Origin of the sequence: Alteromonas oceanisediminis (assembly GCF_018474025.1) — a bacterium.
Classification (GTDB): Bacteria; Pseudomonadota; Gammaproteobacteria; order Enterobacterales; family Alteromonadaceae; genus Alteromonas_E; species Alteromonas_E oceanisediminis.
Genome location: NZ_JAHCTA010000018.1, coordinates 1 through 4,517 on the forward strand (window position 1 = coordinate 1; position 4,517 = coordinate 4,517).

The window sequence follows — 4,517 nt, forward strand, 5'->3', positions numbered from 1 at the left end:
CTCACTAAGAGTTTTGATAAACCGCCTTGCGAAGTAAGGTAGGCACCAGCTCCTAAAGAGTACTGTTAGCCCGCCTTGCGCAGATGTCATCGCTGAGCGATGAATCTGCACCATGCTCTTTAACAATTTATGACAAGACAATCTGTGTGGGCACTCATTATGGGTGTCCAAACAACAAAAATGAAAGTTTATGCAAGTATTCAATTGAAGAGTTTGATCATGGCTCAGATTGAACGCTGGCGGCAGGCCTAACACATGCAAGTCGAACGGTAACAGAACTAGCTTGCTAGTTGCTGACGAGTGGCGGACGGGTGAGTAATGCTTGGGAACTTGCCTTTAGGCGGGGGATAACCACTGGAAACGGTGGCTAATACCGCATAATGTCTACGGACCAAAGGGGGCTTAGGCTCCCACCTAGAGAGAGGCCCAAGTGAGATTAGCTAGTTGGTGAGGTAAAGGCTCACCAAGGCGACGATCTCTAGCTGTTCTGAGAGGAAGATCAGCCACACTGGAACTGAGACACGGTCCAGACTCCTACGGGAGGCAGCAGTGGGGAATATTGCACAATGGGGGAAACCCTGATGCAGCCATGCCGCGTGTGTGAAGAAGGCCTTCGGGTTGTAAAGCACTTTCAGTTGTGAGGAAAGGTTAATGGTTAATACCCATTAGCTGTGACGTTAGCAACAGAAGAAGCACCGGCTAACTCCGTGCCAGCAGCCGCGGTAATACGGAGGGTGCAAGCGTTAATCGGAATTACTGGGCGTAAAGCGCACGCAGGCGGTTTGTTAAGCTAGATGTGAAAGCCCCGGGCTCAACCTGGGACGGTCATTTAGAACTGGCAGACTAGAGTTTTGGAGAGGGGAGTGGAATTCCAGGTGTAGCGGTGAAATGCGTAGATATCTGGAGGAACATCAGTGGCGAAGGCGACTCTCTGGCCAAAGACTGACGCTCATGTGCGAAAGTGTGGGTAGCGAACAGGATTAGATACCCTGGTAGTCCACACTGTAAACGCTGTCTACTAGCTGTTTGTGAATTTAATTCGTGAGTAGCGAAGCTAACGCGCTAAGTAGACCGCCTGGGGAGTACGGCCGCAAGGTTAAAACTCAAATGAATTGACGGGGGCCCGCACAAGCGGTGGAGCATGTGGTTTAATTCGATGCAACGCGAAGAACCTTACCTACACTTGACATGTTGAGAAGTAACTAGAGATAGTTTCGTGCCTTCGGGAACTCAAACACAGGTGCTGCATGGCTGTCGTCAGCTCGTGTCGTGAGATGTTGGGTTAAGTCCCGCAACGAGCGCAACCCTTGTCCTTAGTTGCCAGCATTGAGTTGGGCACTTTAAGGAGACTGCCGGTGACAAACCGGAGGAAGGTGGGGACGACGTCAAGTCATCATGGCCCTTACGTGTAGGGCTACACACGTGCTACAATGGCATATACAGAGGGAAGCGAGACAGCGATGTGGAGCGGACCCCTTAAAGTATGTCGTAGTCCGGATTGGAGTCTGCAACTCGACTCCATGAAGTCGGAATCGCTAGTAATCGCAGGTCAGCATACTGCGGTGAATACGTTCCCGGGCCTTGTACACACCGCCCGTCACACCATGGGAGTGGGATGCAAAAGAAGTAGCTAGTTTAACCTTCGGGAGAACGGTTACCACTTTGTGTTTCATGACTGGGGTGAAGTCGTAACAAGGTAACCCTAGGGGAACCTGGGGTTGGATCACCTCCTTACCTTAAAGTTGTTGGATGCACGTAGTGCAGTGCCTACACAGATTGTTTTGTTATAAAATGAAGAACGCTAAAAGTAGTGGCGCCTTAGGGCGGTGCTACGCAGCAGCCTGCTGGGCCTTGATCATCGATTTTGCGATGATAGGGTTCTTAATCGAGTCCATGTGGACCGCGCCAGACTGACGAGTGAGCGAAGGCGCATGCAGAAGTATGTAACTGAGCGAATAAGGATTCAACGCGAAGAGTAAGAAGCCTAGCAGAAGTAAAATAGGCTTGTAGCTCAGCTGGTTAGAGCGCACCCCTGATAAGGGTGAGGTCGGCAGTTCAAGTCTGCCCAAGCCTACCAAATTCTTCCTTTTGCCGCGTTAGAGAAAGCCTCATGTGCTGTTTGCACATTACGGTCTCCTCTTCCTTGCATAAGAAAGAATTGCGCTGAAATAAATAGTGTTACGCAATAAGATTGAGGGGCTATAGCTCAGCTGGGAGAGCGCCTGATTTGCATTCAGGAGGTCAGCAGTTCGATCCTGCTTAGCTCCACCACTTCTTACTGCGGGTAGTGTGCGAATGAGAGTCTAAATCAATACACGTCAATGTATTCATTTAGATTTTTGCATCGCAAAAATCATGTTCTTTAACAATTTGGAAAAGCTGATATTAATTTAATCCAAGAGTAACTGATTGAATTGTTGTTTGTATAAATAACGGTTCTTTCAAGCGAACTTGTATCAGTGTGTAACGGGTTTAGTGGTCGAGCTAAACGCAATCGATATCGCGGTTGTGTTACATACTTAAAACGATTATCACGCATACGGTCGGCTTAAGTGCCGCATGATGAGTCTGAATTCAAAAGGCAGACGCATTAGGGTTGTATGGTTAAGTGATTAAGCGTATACGGTGGATGCCTTGGCAGTTAGAGGCGATGAAGGACGTGTAAGTCTGCGAAAAGCTGTGGTGAGCTGACAAAATGCATTTGAGCCACAGATGTCCGAATGGGGAAACCCACCGCTTAGGCGGTATCTGCATGTGAATACATAGCATGTAGAGGCAAACGAGGGGAACTGAAACATCTAAGTACCCTTAGGAACAGAAATCAATTGAGATCCCCCTAGTAGCGGCGAGCGAACGGGGGTCAGCCGAATCTATTTGAATTAGCAGAATGTGTTGGGAAGCACAACGATACAGGGTGATAGTCCCGTATGTGAAGGTTCAAGTAGGTCATATTAAGTAGGTCGGGACACGTGTTATCTTGACTGAAGATGGGGGGACCATCCTCCAAGGCTAAATACTCCTAACTGACCGATAGTGAAGTAGTACCGTGAGGGAAAGGCGAAAAGAACCCCTGTGAGGGGAGTGAAATAGAACCTGAAACCGTATACGTACAAGCAGTGGGAGCCCTTTGGGGTGACTGCGTACCTTTTGTATAATGGGTCAGCGACTTATATTTAGTAGCAAGGTTAACCGTCTAGGGGAGCCGTAGCGAAAGCGAGTGTTAACTGCGCGTTGAGTTGCTAGGTATAGACCCGAAACCCGGTGATCTAGCCATGGGCAGGTTGAAGGTTGAGTAACATCAACTGGAGGACCGAACCCACTAACGTTGAAAAGTTAGGGGATGACCTGTGGCTGGGGGTGAAAGGCCAATCAAACCGGGAGATAGCTGGTTCTCCCCGAAATCTATTTAGGTAGAGCCTCGGATGAATACCATGGGGGGTAGAGCACTGTTAAGGCTAGGGGGTCATCCCGACTTACCAACCCTTTGCAAACTCCGAATACCTGTGAGTACTATCCGGGAGACACACGGCGGGTGCTAACGTCCGTCGTGGAGAGGGAAACAACCCAGACCGCCAGCTAAGGTCCCAAAATATTGCTAAGTGGGAAACGATGTGGGAAGGCTAAGACAGCTAGGAGGTTGGCTTAGAAGCAGCCATCCTTTAAAGAAAGCGTAATAGCTCACTAGTCGAGTCGGCCTGCGCGGAAGATGTAACGGGGCTAAGCAATATACCGAAGCTGCGGCAGCATACTTGTATGCTGGGTAGGGGAGCGTTGTGTAAGTGGATGAAGGTGAGTTGAGAAGCTTGCTGGACATATCACAAGTGCGAATGCTGACATGAGTAACGATAATGGGGGTGAAAAACCCCCACGCCGGAAGACCAAGGTTTCCTGTCCCATGCTAATCAGGGCAGGGTAAGTCGGCCCCTAAGGCGAGGCAGAAATGCGTAGTCGATGGGAAACGGGTTAATATTCCCGTACTTGTATATTCAGTGAAGGGGGGACGGAGAAGGCTAAGCAAGCTTGGCGTTGGTTGTCCAAGTGAAAGTGCGTAGGGAGTGAGATTAGGTAAATCCGGTCACACAATCCTGAGACACGAGACGAGTCACTACGGTGGCGAAGTTGTTGATGCCCTGCTTCCAGGAAAAGCCTCTAAACTTATGAATATATGAACCGTACCCCAAACCGACACAGGTGGTCAGGTAGAGAATACTAAGGCGCTTGAGAGAACTCGGGTGAAGGAACTCGGCAAAATTGTACCGTAACTTCGGGAGAAGGTACGCCCTTGTTTGTGATAGGACTTGCTCCTTAAGCGAACGAGGGTCGCAGTGACCAGGTGGCTGGGACTGTTTATTAAAAACACAGCACTGTGCTAAATCGAAAGATGACGTATACGGTGTGACACCTGCCCGGTGCCGGAAGGTTAATTGATGGGGTTAGCGTAAGCGAAGCTCTTGATCGAAGCCCCGGTAAACGGCGGCCGTAACTATAACGGTCCTAAGGTAGCGAAATTCCTTGTC

At 49.4% G+C, this 4,517-nt stretch carries 2 tRNA genes and 2 rRNA genes; all 4 read left to right on the forward strand.

From position 1 onward, the window contains the following. The first annotated feature begins 201 nt into the window (after nucleotides 1-201). Nucleotides 202-1,734: ribosomal RNA gene (locus KIU71_RS17640) — 16S ribosomal RNA — on the forward strand. A 266-nt stretch (nucleotides 1,735-2,000) separates the two neighbouring features. Next, nucleotides 2,001-2,077, forward strand: a tRNA-Ile gene (locus KIU71_RS17645). A gap of 118 nt (nucleotides 2,078-2,195) precedes the next feature. Next, a tRNA-Ala gene (locus KIU71_RS17650) sits at nucleotides 2,196-2,271 on the forward strand. Between the two features lie 331 nt (nucleotides 2,272-2,602). Next, nucleotides 2,603-4,517 (forward strand): 23S ribosomal RNA (locus tag KIU71_RS17655); the annotation flags it as partial.